Origin of the sequence: Actinocorallia herbida, from assembly GCF_003751225.1 — a bacterium.
Taxonomy (GTDB): domain Bacteria; phylum Actinomycetota; class Actinomycetes; order Streptosporangiales; family Streptosporangiaceae; genus Actinocorallia; species Actinocorallia herbida.
The window spans coordinates 6,801,000-6,825,760 of the sequence record NZ_RJKE01000001.1; the positions used below are offsets into that span (position 1 = coordinate 6,801,000).

The 24,761-nt window shown below is 73.6% G+C and carries 22 protein-coding genes; 9 read left to right on the forward strand and 13 right to left on the reverse strand.

What is annotated here, in order from left to right; all coding sequences use genetic code 11:
- Positions 1–288: 288 nt before the first annotated feature.
- From EDD29_RS31025 to EDD29_RS31045, 5 genes are all read left to right on the forward strand, one after another.
- Positions 289–1,389, forward strand: coding sequence for a family 2 encapsulin nanocompartment cargo protein terpene cyclase (locus EDD29_RS31025; protein ID WP_148086153.1), 1,101 nt, complete (start codon positions 289–291; stop codon positions 1,387–1,389).
- A 61-nt stretch (positions 1,390–1,450) separates the two neighbouring features.
- The gene (locus EDD29_RS31030; protein WP_123667846.1) at positions 1,451–2,314 is read left to right on the forward strand and encodes a geranyl diphosphate 2-C-methyltransferase; all 864 of its coding nucleotides are present in this window, start codon (positions 1,451–1,453) and stop codon (positions 2,312–2,314) included.
- A 26-nt stretch (positions 2,315–2,340) separates the two neighbouring features.
- Positions 2,341–3,762, forward strand: coding sequence for a family 2B encapsulin nanocompartment shell protein (locus tag EDD29_RS31035; RefSeq protein WP_123667847.1), 1,422 nt, complete (start codon positions 2,341–2,343; stop codon positions 3,760–3,762).
- Between the two features lie 258 nt (positions 3,763–4,020).
- The gene (locus EDD29_RS31040) at positions 4,021–4,761 is read left to right on the forward strand and encodes a polysaccharide deacetylase family protein (RefSeq protein ID WP_123667848.1); all 741 of its coding nucleotides are present in this window, start codon (positions 4,021–4,023) and stop codon (positions 4,759–4,761) included.
- A 177-nt stretch (positions 4,762–4,938) separates the two neighbouring features.
- Complete coding sequence (locus tag EDD29_RS31045; protein ID WP_123667849.1) at positions 4,939–6,192, forward strand: cytochrome P450; 1,254 nt, start codon at positions 4,939–4,941, stop codon at positions 6,190–6,192.
- Positions 6,193–6,355: 163 nt separating this feature from the next.
- Here EDD29_RS31045 and EDD29_RS45855 read toward each other — a convergent pair whose 3' ends face one another.
- Together EDD29_RS45855 and EDD29_RS31055 are read right to left on the reverse strand one after the other, a co-directional pair.
- On the reverse strand, positions 6,356–6,784 hold the full coding sequence (locus EDD29_RS45855; protein WP_170201661.1) for an integrase: 429 nt from the start codon (positions 6,782–6,784) through the stop codon (positions 6,356–6,358).
- A gap of 660 nt (positions 6,785–7,444) precedes the next feature.
- Positions 7,445–9,466 (reverse strand): HelD family protein, encoded by a 2,022-nt coding sequence (locus tag EDD29_RS31055; RefSeq protein WP_123667850.1) that lies wholly within the window; start codon positions 9,464–9,466, stop codon positions 7,445–7,447.
- 210 nt (positions 9,467–9,676) lie between these two features.
- Between EDD29_RS31055 and EDD29_RS31060 the strand changes: the two genes are divergently transcribed.
- Complete coding sequence (locus EDD29_RS31060; protein ID WP_123667851.1) at positions 9,677–10,456, forward strand: MBL fold metallo-hydrolase; 780 nt, start codon at positions 9,677–9,679, stop codon at positions 10,454–10,456.
- A gap of 106 nt (positions 10,457–10,562) precedes the next feature.
- Here EDD29_RS31060 and EDD29_RS31065 read toward each other — a convergent pair whose 3' ends face one another.
- Positions 10,563–11,714 (reverse strand): alkane 1-monooxygenase, encoded by a 1,152-nt coding sequence (locus EDD29_RS31065; RefSeq protein WP_123667852.1) that lies wholly within the window; start codon positions 11,712–11,714, stop codon positions 10,563–10,565.
- A gap of 179 nt (positions 11,715–11,893) precedes the next feature.
- On the opposite strand from EDD29_RS31065, the gene EDD29_RS31070 reads away from it, so the two are divergent.
- Positions 11,894–12,772, forward strand: a complete 879-nt coding sequence (locus EDD29_RS31070; protein ID WP_123667853.1) for a LysR family transcriptional regulator — start codon at positions 11,894–11,896, stop codon at positions 12,770–12,772.
- A gap of 75 nt (positions 12,773–12,847) precedes the next feature.
- On the opposite strand, the gene EDD29_RS31075 is transcribed toward EDD29_RS31070, so the two are convergent.
- Positions 12,848–13,705, reverse strand: a complete 858-nt coding sequence (locus EDD29_RS31075; RefSeq protein ID WP_211360027.1) for a LysR family transcriptional regulator — start codon at positions 13,703–13,705, stop codon at positions 12,848–12,850.
- 97 nt (positions 13,706–13,802) lie between these two features.
- On the opposite strand from EDD29_RS31075, the gene EDD29_RS31080 reads away from it, so the two are divergent.
- Positions 13,803–14,894 carry an FUSC family protein gene (locus EDD29_RS31080; protein WP_211360029.1) on the forward strand — a complete coding sequence of 364 codons (1,092 nt, stop codon included), beginning with the start codon at positions 13,803–13,805 and terminating at the stop codon, positions 14,892–14,894.
- Between the two features lie 355 nt (positions 14,895–15,249).
- The gene (locus EDD29_RS31085) at positions 15,250–16,155 is read left to right on the forward strand and encodes an MBL fold metallo-hydrolase (RefSeq protein ID WP_246053095.1); all 906 of its coding nucleotides are present in this window, start codon (positions 15,250–15,252) and stop codon (positions 16,153–16,155) included.
- A 5-nt stretch (positions 16,156–16,160) separates the two neighbouring features.
- Here the strand turns inward: EDD29_RS31085 and EDD29_RS31090 are convergent, their stop codons facing one another.
- The 9 genes from EDD29_RS31090 to EDD29_RS31130 all read right to left on the reverse strand — a co-directional run bounded on the left by EDD29_RS31090 (position 16,161) and on the right by EDD29_RS31130 (position 24,683).
- Positions 16,161–17,150 carry a hypothetical protein gene (locus EDD29_RS31090; protein ID WP_123667856.1) on the reverse strand — a complete coding sequence of 330 codons (990 nt, stop codon included), beginning with the start codon at positions 17,148–17,150 and terminating at the stop codon, positions 16,161–16,163.
- 80 nt (positions 17,151–17,230) lie between these two features.
- A complete protein-coding gene (locus EDD29_RS31095; protein WP_123667857.1) occupies positions 17,231–18,226 on the reverse strand; it encodes an LLM class flavin-dependent oxidoreductase in 996 nt (331 codons plus the stop codon).
- Positions 18,227–18,244: 18 nt separating this feature from the next.
- The gene (locus EDD29_RS31100; RefSeq protein ID WP_123667858.1) at positions 18,245–18,538 is read right to left on the reverse strand and encodes an ArsR/SmtB family transcription factor; all 294 of its coding nucleotides are present in this window, start codon (positions 18,536–18,538) and stop codon (positions 18,245–18,247) included.
- Positions 18,539–18,644: 106 nt separating this feature from the next.
- Positions 18,645–20,780, reverse strand: a complete 2,136-nt coding sequence (locus EDD29_RS31105; RefSeq protein WP_123667859.1) for an FtsX-like permease family protein — start codon at positions 20,778–20,780, stop codon at positions 18,645–18,647.
- On the reverse strand, positions 20,777–21,454 hold the full coding sequence (locus tag EDD29_RS31110) for an ABC transporter ATP-binding protein (protein ID WP_246053096.1): 678 nt from the start codon (positions 21,452–21,454) through the stop codon (positions 20,777–20,779). The genes EDD29_RS31105 and EDD29_RS31110 overlap by 4 nt, the downstream gene beginning before the upstream one ends.
- A gap of 11 nt (positions 21,455–21,465) precedes the next feature.
- Positions 21,466–21,996, reverse strand: a complete 531-nt coding sequence (locus tag EDD29_RS31115; RefSeq protein WP_123667861.1) for a PadR family transcriptional regulator — start codon at positions 21,994–21,996, stop codon at positions 21,466–21,468.
- A gap of 89 nt (positions 21,997–22,085) precedes the next feature.
- On the reverse strand, positions 22,086–22,850 hold the full coding sequence (locus EDD29_RS31120) for a sulfite exporter TauE/SafE family protein (RefSeq protein WP_123667862.1): 765 nt from the start codon (positions 22,848–22,850) through the stop codon (positions 22,086–22,088).
- Positions 22,847–23,335 (reverse strand): rhodanese-like domain-containing protein, encoded by a 489-nt coding sequence (locus EDD29_RS31125; protein WP_123667863.1) that lies wholly within the window; start codon positions 23,333–23,335, stop codon positions 22,847–22,849. The genes EDD29_RS31120 and EDD29_RS31125 overlap by 4 nt, the downstream gene beginning before the upstream one ends.
- 34 nt (positions 23,336–23,369) lie before the next feature.
- Positions 23,370–24,683 carry an MBL fold metallo-hydrolase gene (locus tag EDD29_RS31130; RefSeq protein ID WP_123667864.1) on the reverse strand — a complete coding sequence of 438 codons (1,314 nt, stop codon included), beginning with the start codon at positions 24,681–24,683 and terminating at the stop codon, positions 23,370–23,372.
- Positions 24,684–24,761 lie beyond the last annotated feature (78 nt).

The window sequence follows — 24,761 nt, forward strand, 5'->3', positions numbered from 1 at the left end:
ATCACTCTAAGTATCCATTTACCGCATAGATGTAACATTCCTACATTTCCCCACACCCCCTCCCGGGATTAGGGAGAAAGCCCGGGTGTGGGCGTTTTACCGGCTTCCCCGCCCCATCCGACGCATCAGGCACGCCCACCCCGCGCGTACCACCCGTCGCGCTTCGTGTCCATAGCCAGACCGACGGTGATCCATCACTTTCCCGGAAGGCACATATCGTATCCACGCACTCACCAAACGTGACAGTCTCTTGCCGAACACGAGATCGCGCGGAGGTGGATCATGGGTGTGGGCCAGGTATCTGGCGAAGCCGCGCCGCAACGCGTCCCGTGGCGCATGCCCGGCCCCACGGGGCTCGGCACCGGCGCCGCGGCGGTGCACAGGACCGTGGGAACACCACCGGTGTACACCCACCGGTCCTGGGGCGACGGATCGGCGCCGCCCCTGTACGTCCCGGCCGTCGAACGGATCGACGCCGCGCTCGGCGCCGAGGTGGACGCGCGGCTGCGGGTCTGGGGCGCCGGGCTCGGCTTCCGCGACGACGAGCTCGACGCGATGGCGGCGGCGGGCTTCGGCAGGCTCGCGATGCTCACCCACCCCGACACCGACGACCCCGAGGCCCTGCTCACCGCGGCCAAGCTGAACGCGGCATGGTGGGCCGCCGACGACTACTACGCCGACGACACCTCACTCGGCGCCGTCCCCGAACTGCTGCCGCCCCGGCTGGCCCTGGCCATGTCCGCGATGGACCCGCCGCCCTTCACCGGGGACTTCACGCCCCCGCTGGAGGAGGCGCTCGCCGACGACCTCGTGCTGCGGATGCTGCGCTCGGCGACCGAGCACCTGGCCGCCCGCGGCAGCGCCGCCCAGGTCCAGCGCGTCTGCTACTCCACCTTCGCGATGTTCGTGAGCTGGTCGGCCTACGCCGCCTGGCGGGAGACCGACAAGCGTCCTCCCGCCTGGGAGTACCTCTCGGCCCGCCAGCACGACAGCTTCTACACCTCGATGACGCTGGTCGACGCCGTCGGCGGCTACGAGGTGCCCGCCGAGCTGTACTACCAGGAGCGCGTACGCCACGCGCTCTTCCAGGCGGGCACCGCCTCGGTCATGCTCAACGACCTCTTCTCCGTCGCCAAGGACGCGGCGGACGAGAAGCCCGTCTGCAACATGGTCCTGCTCGTCGCCGCCGACCGGGACTGCTCCGTCGAAGCGGCGACCGAGGCCGTCGTCGAGCTGCACAACGACCTCGTCCGGGGGTTCCAGGCCGCGCACGCCGAACTGTCGGCCGTGCCCTCCCCGCAGCTCCAGTGGTTCCTGCGCGGGGTCCGGGCGTGGATGGGAGGCGGCTTCGAATGGCACGCCACCAACGCCCGCTACCGCACCGAGTGAACCCCTCCCGAGTCCACCCGTCCTGAGTGCACCGAGTGATCACCGAATGAGAGGAACGGCCATGTCCCCGACCACCACCGCCACCGCCCCCGTGCTCAAGAGCCTCTACCAGCGTTCGGTCGCCGACTACTGGAACGCCGAACGGAACCCGGTCAACCTGCTGCTCGGCGACGTGAGCGGCACCTACCACCACCACTACGGCATCGGCGAGCCCGACTGGTCGGTGCTGGAGGGTCCGGAGGACACGCGCGAGCAGCGGACGATCGAGGAACTGCACAGGCTGGAGACCGCTCAGGCGTCCTTCCTGCTGGACCATCTGGCGCCCATTCCGGTCGGCGGCCGCCTGCTGGACGCCGGCTGCGGCCGCGGCGGCACGAGCTTCATGGCCAACCAGCGCTTCGGCGCGCAGGTGGAGGGCATCTCGATCTCCGAGGAGCAGGTGAGGTTCGCGAACGAGCAGGCCGAACGCCGCGGCGTCGCCGACTCGGCGCGCTTCTCCTTCCGGAACATGCTCGCGACCGGCTTCGAGACGGCCGCCTTCGACGGCATCTGGAACAACGAGTCCACGATGTACGTCAACCTCGACGACCTCTTCGCCGAGCACAGCAGGCTGCTCAAGCCCGGCGGCCGGTATGTGACCATCACCGGCTGCTACAACGACGTGTACGGGCTGCCGTCCCGGGCCGTCAGCGAGATCAACTCGCACTACATCTGCGACATCCACCCGCGCAGCGCCTACTTCAAGGCGATGGCGGCGAACGGCCTCGTGCCGATCAACGTCATCGACCTCACCGAGGCGACCATCCCGTACTGGCGGATGCGCGCCCGCTCCCCGCATCTGGTCACCGGCATCGAGGACGCCTTCCTCGAGGCCTACACCGGCGGGAGCTTCCACTACCTGCTCATCGCCGCCGACCGGGTCTGACCGCCCGGACCGACGAAGGAGAGGCGATGCCCCCCATCGAGGAGGCCCTGGCGGACCCGCCCGCGCTCAGCCTGGCGACTGAGGCGGCCCGCCTGCTGGCGACCACCACCAAGACCCCGCCCCAGATGCAGGCCATCTCCTCCAGATGGCTGCTGCGCAAACTCCCCTGGGTCGAGGTCAGCGGCGGCATCTACCGGATCAACCGCCGCCGCACCACCACCGCACGGCCAGGGCTGCTCACCTTCCGGTGGGGCGCCTCGGGCGTGCGGGTGGCGCCGGACTCGCTCGGCGGCGTCCCCGCCCTGCACGGGCTCGGAGGCACCGCCCGGGGCAGGATGCTGCTCTCCGAGCTCGCGGGCCGCTTCACCGCCCGCGACGTCGAGCCGGGCGACGTCCTGGCCGCCGAAGGCGCACCGGTGACGGAGGTCCTGGTCGTCGCGCGCGGCCGGGTCGAGCGGATCGGCACCGGCCGGTACGGCGGCCCGGCGATGCTGGGCGTCCTCACCGACGGGCGGCACGCGGGCGGTGACCTGCTGGCGGCCGGGTCCGACGGCCCCGTCTGGAAGGAGACGCTGCGGGCCGCCACCGCGGGAACCGTCCTGGCGCTGCCGCGCGCGGCCCTCGCCGAACTGCGCGATGTCAGCCCGGAGCTGCGCGCGCACCTGGCGGCCCACCGCGCCGCGGCCGCCTCCCCCGCCAACCGCAGGGGCGAGGCCGAGATCCGGCTCGCGGCGGGACACCGGGGCGAACCACGCCTGCCCGAGACGTTCGCCGACTACGACCCCGACCCGCAGGAGATCGAGCTCGCCGTCGCCCAGACGGTCCTCGGCGTCCACACCAGGGTCGGCGACCTGTACAACGGGCCGATGAACCAGGCGGAGGAACAGCTCCGCCTGGTCGTGGAGGAGCTGCGCGAGCGGCAGGAGTGGGAGCTGGTCAACAACCCCGACTTCGGCCTGCTGCACCAGGCCGACGATACCCAGCGGATCTCCACCTGGTCCGGCCCACCCACTCCCGACGACCTCGACGACCTGCTGGCGATGCGGCGCGGCACCCGCCTGTTCCTCGCCCATCCCAAGGCCATCGCGGCGTTCTTCCGGGAGTGCACCCGGCGGAGCGTCGCGCCCGACCAGATCGTCGACGGGGACAAGCGGCTGCTCGGGTGGCGCGGGGTGCCGATCTACCCGTGCGGGAAGATCCCCGTCGGGCCCGACCACACCACGTCCATCCTCGCGATGCGCACCGGTGAGGACGACGCGGGGGTCGTCGGGCTGCACCAGACGGGGCTGCCCGACGAGTATGCGCCCTCCTTGAACGTCCGTTTCATGGGCATCACCGAGGCGGCCATCGCCCGCTACCTCGTGAGCGCCTACTTCAACGCGGCAGTCCTGGTCCCCGACGCGCTCGGGGTCCTGGAGTGCGTGGACGTCGCGGCCCCGCGCGTTTAGGGGCCGGACCGAGGAAGGAAACGGCGACCGGGCCCTGTGGTGGGAAGCCATCCCGCCACAGGGCCCCGGCATGCTCTACGGGGCGGGGCACGGGCGGGAAAATCTCATGCGAAGTACCAGAAGGGTGTCATTCGGGCGCCATGTCCTGAGGTTCACCTAATGTGAAGGTTAGGATTTGGGCGGCCGTCGGCCGGCGCATCCCTCGGGCTGGGGTGGTCCGCGCGGACGCCTCTCGACCCCTTCCCCCGGAGGACCCCCATGTCCGCATCACGCCTTTCCGGGCGTTCCGCCAGATCCCGTCTGACCGCCGCGTTCGTCGCGCTGACCGCCGCGTTCGGCACCGTCGTCGGCGCCTCCGCGGCCCCCGCCGCGGCCGACGAGCCCTGCGCCAACGGCTATGTGGCGCTCAGCTTCGACGACGGCCCCACCACCCTGACCCCCGACTACGTGCAGGCGCTGCACGACGCGGGCTGGGTCCGGGCCACGTTCTTCCTCACCGGCGCGAACGCCCTCGACCACCCCTCCTACGTCGACCTGCTCGCGCAGAACGGCCACTGGATCGGCAACCACACCTACTCGCACCCGTTCCTCGACACGCTCAGCTCGACCGACGTGTTCAACGAGTTGCTCGGCACCAACCAGATCCTCCTCTCCCAGACCGGGGTGGCGCCGACCCTCTTCCGTCCGCCCTACGGCCGCACGGACAGCACGATCCGGGGCCACGCCACCACCCTCGGCATGACCGAGACCCTGTGGACGACCGACTCCCTGGACTACAACGGGATCACCGCGGCGCAGATCACCGCCAACGCGCTGACCGTCGCCCCCGGGGGCATCATCCTGCTCCACGAGGGCTACCAGACCACCCTCGACGCCCTCCCCGACATCATCTCCGGTCTCGCCGACCGGGGCCTGTGCGCGGGCAAGATCGTCCCGTCGGAGGACCCCGTCGAAGCGTGGCCGGGCACCACCTTCTACGCGGTCGCCGCCCACTGGTAGGAGAAACTCCCCGGCGTGCGGGCCTCCCGCCACGCCGGGAGTCTCGCCGGGAACCCGTCTCATCGCCGCCTGTGGACAACCCACCACGGAGTGTCGCCGGGGTGTTAGAAAGGAGTGTGCGCCCGGCCGTCGGAGCCGGGCGTCCACCCGCGGTTCCACCCCCCACCGGAGGGCGAGATGGGCACCCAGATGTCAGTGCGCGAGGCGGGCCTCGCCGTGGCCGACCCGCAGTCCTACGCGGACGAGCGGCGGCTGCACGAGGCCCTGCGGATCCTGCGCCGGGAGGATCCGGTGCGCCTGGTCGAGGCCGAAGGGTTCGACCCGTTCTTCGCCGTGACGCGGCACGCGGACGTGCTCGACGTCGAGCGGCGGCACGAGGACTTCCTGAGCGCCCCGCGCCCGATCCTCGCCACCTCCGAGATGGACGCGCTCCAGCGGCGGCATCGCGAAGCGGGCACCGGCCTGCGCACCCTCGTGCACATGGACGATCCGCAGCACCGGGTCGTGCGCGCGATCGGCGCCGACTGGTTCCGGCCCAAGGCGATGCGGCGGCTCCAGGAGCGGGTGGACGAACTGGCCCACCGGTACGTCGACCGCATGGCGGAACTCGACGGTTCGTGTGACTTCGTCCGCCAGATCGCGGTCCACTACCCGCTGTACGTGATCCTGTCGCTGCTCGGTCTGCCCGAGTCGGACTTCCCGCGCATGCTGAAGCTCACCCAGGAGCTGTTCGGCGGCCAGGACTCCGAGCTCCGGCGCGGCGCGAGCGCCGCGGAGCAGCTCCAGACCCTGACCGAGTTCTTCGCCTACTTCGGTGAGCTCACCGCGGCCCGCCGCGCGCATCCCACCGACGACCTCGCCTCCGCGATCGCCAACGCCCGCGTCGACGGCACGCGGCTCTCCGACGTGGACACCACGTCCTACTACGTCATCATCGCCACCGCCGGGCACGACACCACCAGCTCCACCATCTCCGGCGGCCTGCACGCCCTCATCGAGCACCCCGACCAACTGACCCGGCTCAAGGAGAATCCGGACCTGCTCCCCCTGGCGACCGACGAGATGATCCGCTGGGTCACACCCGTCAAGGAATTCATGCGCACCGCGACCCGCGACACCCAGGTCGGCGGCGTACCCATCGCCGAAGGCGAATCCGTCCTCCTGTCCTACCCGTCGGCCAACCGCGACGAGGACATCTTCGACGACCCCTTCCGCTTCGACATCGGCCGCGACCCCAACCGCCACCTCGCCTTCGGCTTCGGCGTCCACTACTGCCTCGGCGCCGCCCTCGCCCGCATGGAGATCCGCTCCCTCTACACCGCGCTCCTCCCCCGACTCGAATCCATCGAACTCGCAGGCACCCCCGAATGGACCGCCACCACCTTCGTCGGCGGCCTCAAGCACCTGCCCATCCGCTACACCCTCACCTGAAGCGTCCGACCCGGCCCGTGCCGCAGCCTCGAAGACGCGCGGCGGCGGCCGACCGTCGGCCGCGCCTCCACCCGACCCGGCAGCGCCTGCCCGCGGTGAGCGCGTCCGGCGCTCGGCGACGGCGCTCTGCCGCGCTGTCCGGCGGAGCCCTCCGCGGCTCCGGTCAGGGCGCGACGGGAAGGCGGCGGGCGTACGCGGCGGCCACCCGAAGCGTCGGATCGGCGGCGCCGGGGTCGCGCAGCCGATCCGTCACCACGAAGCCCGGGAGATCCCAGTCCGGAAGGTCGTGCTCGGAGAGGAGGAACGCACCGCCGCGGTCGTCCACGGGCCACCCCAGCGCGAGCCCGCGCTCGATGACGGCGCGCACGTCCCGCGTGGTCGGATACCCGTTGTCGGTCGCGCAGGCGCTCCAGGGCGAGGGACCGGTCACCGACAGCAGGTCGACGGCCAGGGGCCTGCTGTTCTTCCCGCCGCCCCACACCCGCAGCCTGAGGCAGCGGTGGCAGTCGGACGGACCCGGAACGTGGCCGATGCCCACCGTCCACAGGTGATCCCGCTCGCCGACCCGCAGCCGACGCAGCCTCGTCTTCATCCCTGCTCCTCCCGTCGTGCCGTCCCGCCCGCCGATGATCGCGCAAGCCCCCCGAAACGGCACCCGGTTTTCCGCCCACCCGACCCCGACCACCGGAAACCCCGCACCGAAGGGGCACGCCGAGCAGCGGATACAGCCTCCGCGACCCGCAGGCGCCCCGGCGATGCGATGACCTTCACGTACAGACCGGACACCGCCTCACGGGGCCGGCGCACCCCACCACCTGTCACCGGAGACCGATCTCCGGCCGCCACGGCGGCACCCGGACGCAGCTCGGGCCGCCCGTTCGCGCCCCTCAGCCGCCGCCGCTCCCGAGGTCGGGCGAGCGGCGGACGGTCAGGTGGGCTCGAGCGGGCCTCCACGTGACGGCGGGGTGTCGGGCCCGGGGGTTCGAAGGCCCACCACCGACCGTCGGGGACGCCATGGTGGCGCGGCGCGGGGGCGGACCGCGGCTCGGGACGTTCCCTCGGAGCCCGCGGCGGCCGCCGCCGTCAGGCGCACTCGGCAAGGCCGGGCGCGCGAGGACCCCGGGGACAGGTCGAACCGTCAGACGCACTCGGCAACACGGGCGCGGGGCCTTAGGGACCGGTCGAACCGTCAGGCGCACTCGGCAGGGCCGGGCGGGCGCGGGGCCTTAGGGACGGGTGGGGCTGTTGGCGGTCAGGTGGTCGTGGGCGGTGGGGTGGGTCGGGTGAGTTCGGAAGGGAGGGGGGTGGTGTGGAGGACGGTGAGGGAGGTGACGGCGCGGGTGAGGGCGACGTAGAGGCGGGCCAGGCCGCGGGGTTCGGCGGCGACGATCGCGGAGGGCTCGGCGACGACGACGTGGTCGTATTCGAGGCCCTTGACGAGGGGGGCGGGGACGAGCTGGACGCGGTCGGTGCCGGCGCTGTCGGGCGTGAGGACGGCGTGCGGGACGCCCTCGGCTTCGAGGAGGGCGGCCAGGGAGGCGACCTCGGAGTCGGCGGCGACGAGGGCGATCGAGCCGTCGCGGGACAGCAGGTCGCGGACCGCGGCGACGGCGGCCTTGGCGGTGTCGGGCACTTCGCGAACGGTGAGGGACCCCCGGCCGGGCCGCAGCGAGCGGGGCACGGCGAGGCCGGGCGCGATCGACGGGAGGAGGCGCGTGGCGTAGTCGAGGACTTCGCGCGGCACCCGGAAGCCGACGGTCAGCTCGGTGACCTCGCCTTCCCGGCCGAGGTGGTGCAGCACCTCGGTCCAGGTGCGGGCCGACCACGGGGTGGTGCCCTGGGCGAGGTCGCCGAGTACGGTCGCCGAGCCCGTCGCGCAGCGGCGGCCGAGCGCGCGCAGCTGCATCGACGACAGGTCCTGGGCCTCGTCCACCACGAGGTGGCCGAGGGACGCCGTGCGTTCGATGAGGTCGCCGAGCTCGTCCAGCAGGGCGAGGTCGGCGTCGGTCCAGCGGGCGGAGCGGGCCGAGCGCGGCGCCTTGTCCCAGCGCAGCAGCGCCTGCTCTTCCTCGGAGAGGACGCCCTTGGCGGCGCGGGCGAGGAACTCGGCGTCAGAGAGGAGCCGGAACAGCACCTGCTGGGGCGTGAGCTTCGGCCAGACCTGGTCGACCAGCGCCTTCACCGGACGGCTGCGGGCGACCGCGTCGTGCACCCGGTCGTCGGGGGCCTCGCCGCGCTGCTCCATGAGCACGAGGACCCGGTGCGCCAGCCGCCGCGCGAGCGCCTCGCGGCCCGTGCCGTACCGGGTGGCGCCGCGCAGCTCGGCGACGAGTTCGCGTACCTCGTGGTCGGGGACGCGGAAGCGCGCGCCGCCCCGTACGACGAGCAGCCCTTCCGCCGGCTTGGTGACGTGCAGCCACAGGCCCTTGCGCAGCACGTCGACGATCCTGGCGTCGCCCTTGAGCGCGGCCCGCTCGTCGGGTTCGACGCCGGTCGGGCCGCCGAGGAGGTCGGCGACGGTCGCCTGGTCGACGCGGACCTCGCCGAGAGCCGGGAGGACCCCGGCGATGTAGGAGAGGAACGCCCGGTTCGGTCCGACGATCAGCACACCGGACCTGCTCAGCCGCTCCCGGTGGGTGAACAGCAGGTAGGCGGCCCGGTGCAGGCCGACCGCGGTCTTCCCGGTGCCCGGCGCGCCCTGGACGCAGACGGTCTTGGCCAGGTCGTCGCGGACGATGACGTCCTGCTCGGGCTGGATGGTCGCGACGATGTCCCGCATGGGGCCGGTGCGGGGCCGCTCGATCTCCTCGGTGAGCAGCCGGGACTCGCCGAGCTCCCGGCCGTCGAGGTGCTCGTCCTCGAAGGCGGTCAGGTCGCCGCCGCGGTAGCCGAACCTGCGCCGCCGCGCGACGCCCATCGGCTCGCTGGGCCCCGCCTGGTAGAAGGAGCGGGAGACGGGCGCGCGCCAGTCCAGCACGAGGGCGGCGCCGCCGTCGTCGTGGACGTGCCGCCGCCCGACGTACACGGTCTCGGGGAGGTCGCCGGGGAGGTGGTCGAGGCGGCCGAAGAACAGGGGTGTGTCCGGGTGGTCGGCGAGCGCCTGGATCCGCTGGTCGAGCAGCGCTTCCAGGATCTGGGCGGACACCCAGTCGCCCGCCGCGTCGGCCGACAGGGACTCGGCGTGCTCGCGCATCCGCCGCAGCGCCGTCCGCGCCCCCTCCAGATGGGCCCTCTCGGCCTCCAACGTCCCCGCTACGTCGGCCTCTCCGGACATGCGTCTACTCCTGTCGGTCCACCTGGGCGAACCGTCAAGCTTACCGGCCTTCCCCACCGCCCGATCCCGATTCCCGCCCCGGCGCACCTCCGCCCGCGCCGACCGGCTGTGGGAGGGGTTCACGGGGCGGTCCAGCGTGTCACAGAGGGCGAAAAGTGAGGGTTTGGGGAGAATGATGGATCTTGGGTGTCTGGGAGGGGAGGGGCGCGGGTGAAGATCCACCATGTGAACTGCGGGTCGATGCGGATGCCCACGGCGCCGCTGGTCTGCCATGTGCTGGTGGTGGAGACCGACGCGGGGCTGGTGCTCGTCGACACGGGGTTCGGGCTGCGGGATGTGGCGGAACCCGGGCGGCTGGGGCCGATGCGCCGGGTGATCCGGCCCGTGCTGGCCGAGGAGGAGACCGCGGTCCGGCGGGTCGAGGCGCTGGGGTTCCGGCGGGAGGACGTGCGGCACATCGTGCTCACGCACTTCGATCTCGACCATATCGGCGGGCTCGCGGACTTCCCCGAAGCGCGCGTGCACGTCACGGCCGCCGAGGCGGAGGGCGCGGTGCACGCGCCCTCGCTGCGGGAGCGGGTGCGGTACCGGCCGGTGCAGTGGGCGCACGGTCCCCGGCTCGTGGAGCACGGGCCGGGCGGGGAGGCGTGGCGGGGCTTCGCGGCGGCGCGGGAGCTGACGGAGATCGCGTCCGGGATCGTGCTGGTCCCCCTTCCCGGGCACACCCGCGGCCACGCCGCGGTCGCCGTCGACGCGGGCGACCGCTGGGTCCTGCACTGCGGTGACGCCTTCTACCACCGGGGCGCCCTCGACTCCTCGCGCATCCCGTTCGTCCTGCGGGCTCAGGAGACCCTCGTCGCCTTCGACGGCGGGCAGGTCCGCCGCAACCAGGCCCGCCTGGCCGCGCTCCACGCCGAAGGCTCCCCCGACCTCCGCATCGTCTCCTCCCACGACCCGTCGCTCCTCGCCGCCGCGCAGGCCCCTTCCTGAACCCGTCGGCGGCTCCCGTCGCAGACGACGGCGCCCGTCCGGCGACGTGCTGCCGGACGGGCGCGGTGACCTGTCGCTCGAGCTCCCGTGACCGAGCGGGGACGGATCAGGCGGGGAGGTAGCGGTGACGAGTCGCGGGGTCGAGGTTGGCGCGGGAGGAGTCACCCCCGTAGTGCGCGATGACGCGGTGGTCCATGACGCGGCGCCAGAGCGGGGGGATGTAGGCGAGGCGGGTCATACTGGCGTAGCCGGCGGGGAGCTCCGGGGCCTCATCGAAGTGGCGGAGCACCTGGTAGGGGCGCGCGGGGTGGGCGTGGTGGTCGCTGTGCCGTTGCAGGTGGAAGAGCAGGATGTTGGAGGCGAGGCTGTCGCTGTTCCAGCTGTGCCGAGGCTGGACCCGCTCGTAGCGCCCCGAGGGCGACTGCTCGCGCAGCAGCCCGTAGTGCTCGACGTAGTTGACGACCTCCAGCGCCGCGAACCCGATGACGGCCTGGACGGCGAGGTAGGGAAGGATGCCCGCTCCGAACACCCCCGCGAGCACCGCGTAGAGGACCACGGTCATCGCCCAGGCGTTGAGCACCTCGTTCCGGAACGTCCACGTCCCCTTTCCGCGACGGGTCAGCCGCCGGGCCTCAAGGCGCCACGCGGAGCGGACGCTCCCCACGACGGTCCTGGGCAGGAAGCGGTAGAAGCTCTCCCCCAGCCGGGCGCTGGCGGGGTCCTCGGGAGTGGCGACCCGTACATGGTGGCCCCGGTTGTGCTCGACGAAGAAGTGCCCGTACGCGGTCTGCGCGAGCGCGATCTTCGACAGCCACCTCTCGAGCGCCTCGCTCTTGTGCCCGAGCTCGTGCGCGGCGTTGATGGCGATGCCGCCGACCGCCCCCGTGGCGAGGACGAGCAGGGCCTTCTCGTAGCCGGCGACGTCGTCGCGCGACCACGTCCAGCAGGCGAGGACGAGTCCGCCGTACTGCAGCGGCAGGTACGCCCGCACGCACCACCGGTAGTAGGGCTGCTTCTCCAGCCAGGCCATGACGGCTTCGGGAGGGTTGCGCTCGTCCTTGCCGAAGACGGTGTCGAGGATCGGGCTGAGGCCCATGAGCAGGAACGGGCCGAGGAGCCAGAGGACGCCCCAGCCCGTCGCCTCGACGAGGAAATAGGACGCGAAGGGGGCGGCCGGAACGGCGAGCCCGAGGATCCAGAGGTACTTCTTGCGGTCCACCCATCCGAGGTCGCGCGGGGGCGCGGCTTCAGCGGTCATGTGTCACCACCTCGTACGTACGATCTACAGTTGTTTACGGTGTACGTAAGCGTCACACGCTCCCCCGCGCGCTGTCAACGGCCCCCGCACGCGAAAAGCCCGACCGCGCAGGGCTTCCCCGTCCGCGTGGGAGCCCGTCGCGCTGGGCCCCGGGCGGGGCGGCGCGTAAGGTGCCGGGGGTGAGGCCACGGCAGTTGGAGTACGTGGTGGCGGTCGCCGAGGAGGGGTCGTTCACCGAGGGGGCGCGGGCCGTCCTGGTGAGCCAGCCCGCGCTGTCCCACCAGGTCAAGGCGCTGGAGCAGGAGCTGGGGCGCCCGCTGTTCGTGCGCGGGCCGGACGGGGCGCGGCTTACCCCGCACGGCGAGCGGTTCCTGCCGCACGCCCGCGCGGCACTCGCCGCCTCGCGCGCGGCGGTCGCGGCGGCGCGCGACACGGCCCGGCTGGAGGGCGGGGAGCTGCGGGTCGCGGCGCTGCACTCGATGGCGATGGGCCTGGTGCCGCCCGCGCTGGGCGCCTGGCGGCTCGCGCATCCCGCGGTGCGGGTCGCGCTCACCGAGTACGCGCACATCGACCTCCTCACCGCGGCGATGGCGCACGGCGACGCCGACATCGGGGTCGGCACCGAGCCCGCCGGCTGGTCAGGGCCACTGCGGGTGCTGGGCGAGGAGGAGCTGATGCTCGTCCTCCCGGCGGACGACCCGCTGCTGCGCAGGCCCGGCGGCGTGCCGCTGGAGCTGCTGGCCGACCGGCCCTGGGTCCTCTACGCGGCCGACTTCGGCCTCGCCCCGCTCCTCGCCAAGGTCTTCGCCCACGCCGGTTTCGTCCCCCGCGCAGCGGCCCGGGTGCACCACACCGCGACCGCCGTGGAACTCGCCGCCGCGGGCCTCGGCCCCGCCCTCGTGCCCGCCGACGTCATCGGAGCCCGCCACGCCGGGCACTCCGCGCGCCCCGCCGCCCCCATCCTCCGCCGCCTCGTCGCCTTCACCCGCGACGACCCCGCCCCCGCCGCCCGAGCCTTCGCCGACCTCCTCGCCGCCCACGCCCGCCCCACCCCCTGAACCGAGCCGCCTGGGCTTCCGCGCGAGCGTTGGCCGCCCAGCTCCTCGCCGCCATTCGCACGAACGTTCGTTGGATCAGGGCCCGGGAAGGAGGTGGGTGATGAAGCGGGAGGTCGCGGGGGAAGGGGGGCCGGGGAGGTAGGCGGCCAGAGTGCGGCGGATGGGCGGGGAGGGGCGCAGGGCGACGACGGGGAGGCCGGGTTCCAGGACGCCGGTGGGGACCAGGGCGGGGCCCAGGCCGGAGGCGGCAAGTTGCACGGCCGTGGCGCTGTGGTGGGTGCGGACCGCGGCGACGGGTTCGAAGCCCGCGTCGGCGCAGGCCGCGGCGACGAGCGGGGCGAGGGCGTTGCCCGCGTCGTACAGGACCCAGGGGCGGTCGGCCAGCTCGCGGAGCGGAAGGTCGGCGCGGCCGGCGAGGGGATCGCCGACGGGCAGGACGAGGACGAGCTCCTCCTCCCCCAGTTCGTACAGGGGTCCGTCCCAGCGCGCCGGGAGGGGGCCCACGCCCAGGTCGGCGCCGCCCGCGGCGACGTGCCGTTCGAGCGCGGTGCCCGAGGCGAACTCGACGACCTCCACCTCGGCGCCCGGCTCGGCGGCCAGCCAGGCCCGGACCGCCGGAGGCACCACGCCGAGGGCGATCGAGTACATGGTCGCGATGCGCAGGTGAACGGGCCCGGGCCGTCCGGTGCCCTCGCCGAGGGCGAGCCGGGCGCTGCGCAGCGCGGCCACGGCGTGCGGAAGGTACTCGCGGCCCATCGGGGTCAGCAGGACGCGCCCCGGCAACCGCTCCAGCAGCGGCACCCCGACCTCCCGCTCCAGCACCCTGACCTGGTGGGAGAGCGTGGGTTGCGTCACGCCGAGCCGTTCGGCCGCCGCGGTGAAGGAACCCTCCTCCACGACCGTGACCAGGTACTCCATCTGCCGGAAGCTCACGCGGACCATCCTAAAGGCATCAATATAAACATCGCCTATACCCGAAGTTCATACCGTGTCTTTGACGTATGGCAGCCCGCCGGAGATCGTAGACGTCATGACAGCGTTCGCAGACAGCTTCCGGGCCCGCACCGGCCGGCTGCGCACCATGGCGCTGCCCATCGTCCAGGTCGCGGTCGCCGCGGCCCTGGCATGGATCATCGCCACCCGGCTGCTCGGCCACGACCGTCCCTTCTTCGCCCCCATCGCCGTCGTCCTCTGCATCGGGGTGGGCCTCGGCACACGCCGCCGCCGCGTGTGGGAGCTGGTGGCCGGCGTCAGCGTCGGCGTCGGGGTGGGCGACCTGCTCATCTCCATGATCGGCGGCGGCGCCTGGCAGATCGCGCTGGTCGTCGCGCTGGCGATGGCCGTGTCGGTCCTGCTCGACGGCGGCACGCTGATCTCGCTCCAGGCCGGATCGTCGGCCGTCCTCGTCGCGACGCTGCTGCCTCCGGGCGGCACCGGCGGCGTCGACCGGATGGTGGACGCCCTGGTCGGCGGGCTGGTCGGGCTGGTCGCGGTGGCGCTGCTGCCCGCCAACCCCGCGGCGCTCGCGACCCGCGCGATCCGCGAGCTGCTCGAAGAGCTGTCCGCCGCGCTGGAAGCCGCCGCGACGGCCCTGCGCGACCGGGACCCGGCCCGCGCCGCCGAGGCGCTGGAGCGGGCGCGCGGCTCGCAGGGCACGGTCGACAAGTACCGGGACACGTTGCTCACCGCGCACGAGATCGCCGCGCTGTCGCCGCTGCACCGCGCCCGCCGCGACCGGCTCGAGGCCTTCGCGACGGCGGCGGAACCGCTCGACCACGCGCTGCGCAACGCCCGGGTGCTGCTCCGGCACACCGTGGCGATGATCGAGAAGGGCGAGGCGGCGCCCGACCTTCTCGCCGACGGCATGGCGGAGCTGGCCGGGACCGCCGACCGGCTGCGCGAGGAGCTCGCCGCGGGCACGCCGCCCCTGCTCACCCGCAAGGCGCTGCGCCGCGCCGCGGCCCGGCTCGACCCGGTGCCGCTGCCCCCGCTGGGCTTCTCCGCGCACGTCGTGCTGGCCCAGCTCCGCTCCCTGGCCGTCGACCTGCTGGAGGCCACCGGCGAGCAGCACGCCGAAGCCCTCGCCGCCTTCCCCCACCGCGCCGCCACCCGCGCCTCCTGAGAGCGCTTCCGCCGTCAGGGCCGCCTCCGCCCGGGGGCGGCCCTGACGCCGTTGCGCCGCCCAGGACGGGCCGAGGGAGCCGCGGAGTTCGCCCTGGGCGGCCGGGTCGAGCCGCCCGGCAGGGCGTACCGCAGGGTCCTTCCCACCCGATCGGGGGACGTTCGTCCCCCTTAGGGGTGGACACGGCGGGGATGATCGCCGATGGGGGCGCGAGGGGTATCTCACAGGCGTACGATGCTGTGATGCAAGTCTCAGCGACCCCCCTCAGGCTTGTCGTGGAAGCCCCCGGAACCACGGCCGGAGGCACCGGCCGGGGAGGCGCGCGAGGATGAGGTTCCCGCTATCCCGTCCGAGCATGACCCTGTACGCGGGCCTCGCCACGCGCGGCCCGGCCCCGGACGCCCCCGGCGCCTCGGGGGTGCGGACGATGTTCCTCGGCACGAGCACCCTGCTCGTCCGGGACTCCCGCACGACCCTGCTCATCGACGGCTTCTTCTCCCGGCCTCCCCTGTGGCGGATCGCGACGAGCAAGATCGCGCCGGACCTCCGCACGATCGACGCGTGCCTGGAACGGGCGGGCGTCACCTCCCTGGACGCGGTGCTGTGCGCGCACGCCCACTACGACCACGCCCTCGACGCCCCGGTCATCGCCCGCAAGTACGGGGCGCCCCTGGTCGGGTCGGATTCGGCGGTCAAGGTGGGCGAAGGATACGGGCTCCCCTCTGATCTCCTGGTGACGGCCAAGGACGGCGAGGTCTTCGCGTTCGGCGACTTCCGCGTCACCCCCGTGCACGCCCTGCACAGCCCGGGGGACATCGCCGAGGGCGCCGTCACCGAACCGCTGGTCCCCCCCGCCCGGTACACCGCGTGGCGGTCGGGCCAGTGCTACACGTTCTTCCTGCGCCACCCGGCGGGGTCGCTGCTGGTGCATCCGAGCGCGAACCACATCCCCGGGAAGCTCTCGTCCTTCCACGCCGAGACCGCCTACCTCAGCATCGGCCGCCTCGGCGCCCAGTCCGCGCAGGAGCGCGAGTCCTACTGGCACGAGACGGTCCTCGCCACCGGCGCCAAGACCGTCCTCCCGATCCACTGGGACGACTTCATGCTCCCCCTCGACCGCCCCCTGCGCCCCATGCCGTTCTTCATGGACGACGTCACCCCCGCCCTGGACTTCCTCGAACACGCCTGCCGCCGTGACCGCGTCACCCTCGTCCTCCCCACCGCCTGGCAGGAGGTCGACCCCTTCGGCCGCTGGCGCTGACCCCGTCAGCCCAGCAGGCGCGTGGTGAAGGCCCTGATCTCCGGCGTGATCGGCCAGGTCCCCGTCCTTCGCCCGGCGAGCTCGTTCTCGCAGGGAGCGAGGCCGAGGCGCAAGGGGAGGGCGCGGCCCGTGACGTCGGTGAGCATCAGGACGTCCATGGCCGTGGTCTTCTTCCGGCACTTCGGCGCGCCGGGCCGCGGTGGCGCGTTCACCGCCGCGCGCAGGGGCGCCAGGCCGGTCCGGGTCTCGGCCGAGTCCCGCAGCACGAGCCTGCCGCGGTCGTCGGCGGTGTAGCGGCACGCCTTCACCACCGCGAGTTCGACCGGCAGGAGCGGCCCGTCCGGGGCCCGCCGGAAGAAGTCGATCCCCTTGGGGATCGCCTGGTCCGCCGGAAGGAACCAGATCGCCCTCGTGTCGGGAGCCCGGCGCGGGCAGGCGACCGGAGTGATCCGCTCCGGGTGCGGCGAGGCGTTCTCCGCGCTCCAGAGCCGGGCGAACTCCTCGGTCAGCAGGGCGGCGCCGCCGCGCACGGCGACCCTGCTGGTCACCTCGTCGCGGTTGAACTCGAACGACATCGGCATGGCGGTGCCGTCCGGGTAGTGCAGGACGAGGTTGAGGTCGGAGAAGCCGACCAACGTCGAGGGGCCGCCGGGTCTGGTGATCGGCAACCCGTCGAGGACCTGCTCCAGCTCTCCGACGAGGCGGGTGAGGCGCATCGGTTCCGGCCACTCCGAGGCGTCATAGGCCCGGTCGCAGAGCACCGCGGAGACCGCCCCGTCCGGGGCCAGGTCGCGGTGGGCGGGAAGTTCAGAAAGGGGCCACGGCCCGGTTCCCGACCTGCCCTGGAACTCCTTCTCGAACGGGCGGTGCGGGCAGCCGTCGGGGTCGAACCGCAGCGCGGGCGGGGGCCGGTCCGCGACGGCGTACACCGTGGACAGCAGCCCCAGCGCGAACATCGCCGCCGCGAAGGGCCCGATGGCCCGGCTGATCCGCATGTGCTCCCCCTCCGCCCCTCGTGGCCACCTGACGGTAGCGGGAAGATCCACAGATGAGGGGCGGAACCGGGGGAAAGGGGTCAGGCGGAAAGGGACATGGCCTTGGCGGTGAGTTCGACCGAGTGGAGGCGGTCGGGGAGGGCGGGGGCCTGGTGGGTGACGATGACCTCGTCGGAGCGGGTGGAGGCGGCGAAGTCCTCGAGCCAGGCGCGGACCTCGTCGGGGGTGCCGGCGGCGGTGTAGCGGGTCATGGCGGACAGGTGCCTGCCGTTCGGGGAGGCGAGGAACGCGTCGATCTGGTCGTCGGTGAAGTCCGCGGTGCCCGACGGGCCGCGGGCGATCATCATCCGGGCGCGGGCCCGGTAGGCGACGGTCTTCTGCTCGACGGCCGTGTCGTGGTCGTCGGCGGCGAAGACGTTCGCGGCGGTGATCAGGTACGGCTCGGCCAGGTGCTCGGACGGCTTGAAGGTGTCGTGGTACAGGCCGGCCGCCTCGTGCAGCGCGTCCGGCGCGAAGTGCGAGGCGAACGCGTAGGGCAGGCCGAGCTGGGCGGCGAGCTGCGCGCCGAACAGGGACGAGCCGAGGATGTACAGGGGCACGGGCCGGTCGGCGACCGGCACCGCCTGCACGCCGGGCACCCGCGAGTTCCCGCTCAGGTAGCCCTGGAGCTCGAGGACGTCCTGGGGGAAGCTGTCGGCCGAGGTGTTGTTCCGGCGCAGCGCCCGCATGGTCTGCTGATCCGTGCCGGGGGCGCGGCCGAGGCCGAGGTCGATCCGGCCGGGGTACAGCGTCTCCAGCGTGCCGAACTGCTCGGCGATCACCAGCGGGGAGTGGTTGGGCAGCATGACGCCGCCGGATCCGAGCCGGATCGACTCGGTATGAGCGGCGACGTACCCGATGAGAACGCTTGTCGCGGTCGAGGCGATCGAGGCCATGTTGTGGTGCTCGGCGTACCAGACCCGCTTGTACCCGGCCCGCTCGGCGGTGCGGGCGAGTTCGACGCTCGCCTGGAAGCTCTCCCGGGCCGTCTGGCCCTTGGCCACGGGGGCGAGGTCCAGAATGGACAGTGCGGTCATGAGCTCTGACTACCTTTCCTAAAGATCGCGGTGGACGCGTTCGGCGAACTCCCGGATGCGCTGTTCGTCGCGCCGGTAGTACGTCCATTGGCCGCGCCGCGTCGCCGTGACGAATCCGGCGCGCTGGAGCACCGCGAGATGCGCCGACATGGTGGACGCCGAGGTCCCGGCCTTGCGCTGGAGGAGTCCGACGCAGACGCCGAGCGCCGCGGTGCAGTCGTCGGCGATCGGGAAGTGGGCCTCTGGGTCCTTCAGCCACTCCAGCACCCGCAGCCGGGTCTCGTTCGCCAGGGCCTTGCACTCGTCGAGCACGACACCGCCCCTTCGGCATTTCGCTGATTAACGAAATACTATGCGGCCCCCGCACCCGCCGGAACGTGATCGCCGCCACCCCGGCCGGGCCGGGGTGGCGGACGGCTCATTCGAAGCGGGTGGCCGCGGCGCCGGTGCCGCGGCCGACCAGCGAGGCCGCGGCGCCGGTGGCCGCCGCGGTCAGCAGCAGGCCGACGGCCAGGGTGAGGAAGAAGACCGGATCCGGGGCGCCCATGGTCAGCCGGTCGGCGGTGAGCCCTTCGAGGATCAGCCAGGCGACGCCGAAACCCGCGGCCGACGAGAGCAGCACGACCGCGGCCAGCGGAACCGCGGTCTCGTAGGCGATCACCCGGCGCAGCACCCCGGGCGGCATCCCCATGAGCCGCATCAGGCCGAGGACCCTGCGCCGGTCGAGCATCGCGGCCGCGGTGGAGACCGCGAGCGAGACCCCTGCGACGAGGATCGCCACGAACACGCCGAGGTAGGCGAGACGCGCGAGGTTCCCGACGGCCCCGCGCAGCCCGAGGTCGGCGAGGTCGCCCCGGCTGAGCGCCGGAACCGTCGTCAGGCCCGAGGAGTCCAGCGCGGTGCGGGCCCGCTCCAGCCCGGCGGGGGTGCCGTCGGTCAACGCGAACGCCATCGACGGCGCCAGCCCGCGCAGACCCGGGATCGGACGCGACGCGGCGGGCGCGTCGGACCTGGCGGCGAGGAACGACCCGGGTTCGAACCGCAGGTACCGGGTGCCGGAGGCGACGGGGAACCCGAGCGCGCGGGCATCGTCGGCCGAGACGGCAAGGAACTCCCGCTCGGGCGGCCCGTAGGCGACGATGAGCCTTTGTGCGCCCGAGGCCGCGGCGCGCAGCACCCCGGGTTCGGCGGCCCCGGACGCGATCCCCGCGAAAAGGCTGTGCACCGGGGAGCGGCCGGGACCGGTGTCGGGGGTGGTGACCCGGTCGACCGAGCTCGCGGAACCCGCGAAGACGCTCACCGTGAACACCGCGACGACCATGCCGGCGACCGAGCGGAACGCGGCGCCGGGCGTCGCCCTGATCCGGCCGCCCGCGATGGCGCCCGCCGCGCCCCCAGCCCGCCGCTCCAGGAGGCGGCCCGCGAGCAGCGTCAGCCAGGGGCCGACGACGGCGATGCCCGCGGTGGTGAGCACGAACCCGCCGAAGAGGAGCACCTGGCGGGTCGCCGAGGAGAAGGCGTCGCCCCGCAGGGTCGCGGTGGCCATGACCGCGAGGCCCGCGGCGAGCGGCAGCGCCCGCCAGGCCGTCGGGACGCGTTCGCGGCGCTGCCGGGCCGCGCCGAGCGGGCCGATCCCAGCGCGGTGGATCCGCCACGCCGCCGCGACGGCGGCCACCGCGGCGGTCACCCCGACGGTGAGGGCGGCCGTCGCCGGGGAGACCGCGAGGGCGGTGGCGTACAGCCTGCCGTCGCCGACGGGCAGCAGCGCCGCGACCGGGCGCAGCGCCCACGCCAGCAGCACCCCGGCCGCGCCGCCGGCGAGCGCGACCGTGCCCATCTCCCAGGCGGCGAGCCGGGCGAGCGCGCCCGGCGTCGCGCCGATCAGGCGGAGCGTCGCGAAGCTCTCGGCGCGCGCGGCGGCGCCGAGCCGGGTGGTGATCCCGACGAGCAGCAGCACCGGGAAGAAGACCGCGACGCCGCCGATGAGCATGACGGTCCGGTAGGAGCCGCCGCGCTGGGCGGCCTGGGTGTCCAGGGCGGTGATGACCGTCGCGGTCGCCAGGGACGCCACGCGTTCCGGCGCCGCGCCCTTGACGGCGACGAGGGCGTCCGGGCCTGGCAGGGCGGACGGGGGCAGCGTCCCGGCGAGGACGCCGTACCGGTCGCCCAGTTCGGCGGACGGCGTCGCGGCGACGAGTTCGGCGAGCGCGGGCGAGGCGTAGTAGGCGCCCGGGGAAGGCGGCGCCCCGAGACCCGGCACGGTCACCCGCGTTCCGGGACCTGCCGCGATGTCCCGCCGGGTGATCGGGACGCCCCGGTGGTAATCGGTGGAAGGCGCCCAGAGCGCCTCGCCCGCGCCGAGCGCCCTGGCCTCCTCCGACCCCTGGGTGTAGAGCCAGGCGGTGCGCTGCTCGCGGTCCTCCAGACCGCCGCCCGCGCCCCACAGCAGGAGGAACGCCGCGACGCCCAGGGCGATGCCCGCGCCGATGCCGAGGAGGCGGCCGAGGGAGGCGCGGCTGCCGAGGAGGGCGAGCCGCGCTGCCGAGAGGTTCACGCGACCACCGCGCCGATCCGCCCGTCCCGCACGATGACCTCGCGGTCGGCGTACGCCGCGGTGCGGGGATCATGCGTGATGAGGACGACGGTCGTGCCGTCCTCCCGGACGAGGTCGAGCATCGCGGTGAGCACGTTCTCGGCCGCCAAGGAGTCGAGGGAGCCTGTGGGCTCGTCCGCGAAGAGCACCTTCGGCCGGGTGATGAGCGCGCGGGCGATCGCGACCCTCTGGGCCTGCCCGCCGGACAGCTCCGTCGGGTGCTTCTCCCCCGCGTCCTGGAGGCCGAGCCTGGCGAGAGCGGCACCGGCCGCCGTGCGCGCGCGGGCCCTCGGCGTCCCGTTGAGCAGCAGCGGCAGGCCGACGTTGTCGGCGGCGGTCAGCTCCGGCAGGAGCTGACCGAACTGGAAGACGAAGCCGAACTCGGTGAGGCGGAGCCTGCTGCGGGCCGCCTCGCCCAGGCCGGAGACGCTCCGGCCCGCGACCTCGACGGTGCCGGAGTCGGGCACGAGCACCCCGGCCAGGCAGTGCAGGAGCGTCGATTTGCCAGACCCGGAAGGGCCCATGACGGCGAGGACCTCACCGCGCCGGACGTCGAGGTCGACACCGCGCAGCGCCTCCGTCGGCCCGAAGGACTTCCGCAGGCCGCGCGCGGTGATGAGCGCGGGTTCGTTCATCAGGGGTCCGTTCATCGCTTCGTGAGCTCCGCACGCAGCGCGTCGAGCCGGGCCGCGGCCAGGTCGATCCACCGCAGGTCGGCTTCCAGGTGGAACAGCGCGTGGTCGAACGCGAGCACGTCGAGCAGCCCGGCCTCCCGCCGCGCCCGGGTCAGCTCGCGCATCCGGGCAAGATGCGCGCTCCGCTGCACGTCGAGCAGCCGCTGCGCGTCCTCGTCGACGAGCAGCGCGATCACCGTCTTGGCGAACAGCTCGTGCCGCGCGGCGGGCGACGGCGGCTGGGCGGTGAACATCCACCCGAGCAGCAGCTCCCGCCCCACCGCCGTGATCTCGTACTTCTTCCGGTCGGGCGCCTCCCCCGTCGCCTCCTCCCCCACCGACACGATCAGCCCGTCCCGCACCATCCGCGCGAGCATCGCGTACACCTGCCCGAACGCCAGCGGCTTCTCGCCGCCGAAGTAGCGGTCGAACGAATGCTTCAGGTCGTACCCGTAGCCGGCTTCCCGGCTGAGCAGCCCGAGTAGCGTCTTCCCGTTGTCCATGCTCGGTGACTATACGCATGATGTATAGCCAGCTAGATCCCTCTCAAGAATGACCTTCCCTCCCTCCCCGGGACCAGGCCCGCGCCCGCTCAGACCGCGCCGAAGGCCATCAGCGGGGCGAGGGCCAGGACGGTCCAGGCGAAGGTGCGGCGGGTCCGGTCCGGGGAAACGCGCCGGGCGATCCGGGCGGTGAGGAGGGAGGCGGTGATCGCCGTCGCGGCGAAGGCCGTGATGAGACCCGGGTCGAGGTGGGCGCCGAGGTGCCCTGCGAAACCCGCCGCCGAGTTCACGATGATCACCACGAGGGACGTGGCCGCGGCCTCGGCGGCGGTGAGGCCCAGGAGGAGGGTGAGGGCGGGGACCACGGCGAAGCCGCCGCCCACGCCGAAGACGCCGGTGAGGGCGCCCGTGCCCGCACCGGCCAGCAGCGCCTTCGGCATGCAGCGGCGGCGGTCGGGGCGCGCGCCGGGCGAGGTGCGGCAGGCGCCGCCCAGGGGGGAGGCGTCGCGGAGCATGCGGACGGCGACGACGACCATGAGGGCGGCGAAGACCGGCATGAGGATCCGTGCGGGCAGCGCGCCGCCGAGTCGCGCGCCCGCGAGCGCGGCGGGGACGCCGCCGACGGCGAAGACCGCGGCGACCTCCCAGCGGATGAGGCCCGAGCGCAGCCTCGGGATCAGCGCGCCCGAGGAGGAGAGCAGGACGACGACGAGCGAGGTGGGGATGGCGACGGTGATGGGCTGGCCCGCGAGGAAGACGAGGACCGGGACGGCGAGGATGGACCCGCCGGCGCCGAGGAGTCCGAGGGTCACGCCCACGGCCGCGGCGCCGAGCAGGGTCAGCGCGAGGGTCATCGGTTCCAGGGCAGGCGGGCGAGGCCCCTGCCCATCAGACAGGTGTCGGTCACGCCGGCGAAGACCAGCCCGGCTCCGACAAAGGCGGCGACGACGAGCGCGGGCGGCCAGGCCAGGCTCGCGAGCACCGCCGCGAAGACCAGCGCCCCCGCGGCGAACCTCACCTGCCGCTCCAGGCTCCACGTCTGCTTTCCGCGCACGAGGGAGCCTCCGTCGGACTCCCAGGCCTGGACGCCGCCCTCCAGCACCGCGCCGGGCACGAGGCGCTGTGCCTGCCGGGCGCGCGCGCCGGACCGGCACACCAGGACGACGGGACGGCCCGCCGCCTGCGCCTCGATCGAGGCGAGGGCGGACGGGAGGGTGTCGAGCGGCACGTTGACCGAGCCGGGGAGGTGCGCGGACTCGAATTCGGCGGGCGTCCGCACGTCGAGGAGCAGGGCGCCGGAGCCGAGGGCGCGGACGCGGGCGGGGTCGAGGATGTGCATGGTCCTTCTTCCAGGTGGTGCGAGGGACGGGTGGTCAGGCGAGGTCGGGGGCCGCGGCGCCGGTGAGCGCCAGGACGGTGAACCCCTCCCGGACGAGCAGGCTCGCGGCGATCGCGGCGCGCCGGCCCGACCCGCACGCGACGAGCACGGGACGGGCGGGATCGAGCCCGTCCGGCACGCCCTCGGTGACGAGGTCGGGCACGAACCGCTCGCTCGCGCCGGGCAGGGGCAGGTCGGCCCGCTCCTGCGGCATCCGCACGTCGAGGACCTGGGTCCCGGGCACGAGCGGCCTCGCCTCGTCCAGGTCCAGGAGGGTGAACCGCGCGGTGGCGCGGCCGCCGAGGTCGTGGACGACGCCGCGGACGTCGTCGAAGCCGATCCGGGCGAGCTGGACCCGCGCCTCGGCGACGTCCTGGGCACGGTCGGCGACGAGCACGACCGGCGCCCCGTACGGGAGCAGCCAGCCCGCCCAGCTGCCGAAGTCGTCGCCCAGTTCGATGCCGAGCGAACCGGGCAGGAAGCCTTCGGCCTGCGCTGCGCGCGGGCGCACGTCGACCAGGTGGACGCCGGGCAGCGCGAGCGCGTCGGCGGCGGTCAGTTCGGGCAGCGGCGCGGCGGGCGGCTCGCCGGTGCCGCGCAGGTTGCCGGGGCCCATGTGCGCGTAGAACGCGGGGATCGGCGGGCGGACGGCGAGCAGGCCGTCGGCGAACTCCTCGGCGCCGGGGAGCGCGAGCAGCGGGTTGGTGTCGCGTTCCGCGCCGATGGTCGAGGTGTGCCGGCCCGCGCCGCTGACCGTGCAGAAGGAGCCCTCCCCGTGCGTCGGGTAGAGGCCGACCTCGCGCGGCAGCCCGGCGAGCCGGTGGACCGAGCCGTACTGGAGGCGGGCGAGGGTGCGGGCGCGCTCGGGCCCGAGCAGGTCGGTGCGGCCCGCGGAGGCGACGAGGAGGCTTCCGCCCGAGAAGACCGCGACGGGTTCGCCGTCGACGAGCACCACGTAGCTGGTGTGCTCGGGGGTGTGGCCCGGCGTGTGGACGGGCCGGATCGTCATCCCCGCCGGGCCGGGCAGGTCCTCCAGGTGGAACGCCGGGGTGTGCCGGTAGACGGGCGCGGCCCCCGCGGGCATGACGAGTTCGGCGCCCGTCCTGGCCGCCGCGATCCGCCCGCCCGACAGGTAGTCGTTGTGCAGATGGGTCTCCAGCACGAACCTGACCTCGAGCCCGCGTTCGTCGGCGGCCTCCAGGAACCTGCCGACGTCGCGCTGCGGGTCGACGAGCACGGCGTGCCCCTCGTGCGCGACGAGATAGGACTGGTCGCCGAGTCCCGGCGTCCGGAAGTCGATGATCTCCATGGGATACCCCCCGGGGTATGTGACCTGCAAAAAAAGGGGGCCCGCGGAACGGGCCCGATGACGGTGATGCGGACTCGA